The sequence below is a fragment of the Kordia sp. genome (assembly GCF_050633145.1).
In the GTDB taxonomy this organism is placed as follows: domain Bacteria; phylum Bacteroidota; class Bacteroidia; order Flavobacteriales; family Flavobacteriaceae; genus Kordia.
On record NZ_JBOEFY010000108.1, the window covers coordinates 335 to 598 of the forward strand.

Below are 264 nucleotides of genomic sequence, written 5' to 3' on the forward strand. Positions count from 1 at the left end.
ATACTTTCACACCAGATACAGGCGAATGTGCAACGGTTCAGACAATGACTATTACAGTCAATTCGCAAGTCACAGCAACATTTACACAAGTAGCTGATATTTGTGAAGGAGATACCTTAACTGCTTTACCATTAGTTTCAAACAACGGAATCAACGGAACTTGGTCACCAGCATTGGATAATACAGCTACGACGCTTTATACCTTTACACCAGATACTGGCGAATGTGCAACGGTTCAGACAATGACTATTACAGTCAATTCGC

At 40.9% G+C, this 264-nt stretch carries 1 pseudogene; it reads left to right on the forward strand.

The annotated features are described in order from the left end of the window. A pseudogene (locus ACRBBL_RS27400) lies at nt 1-264 on the forward strand (lectin-like domain-containing protein); the annotation flags it as partial.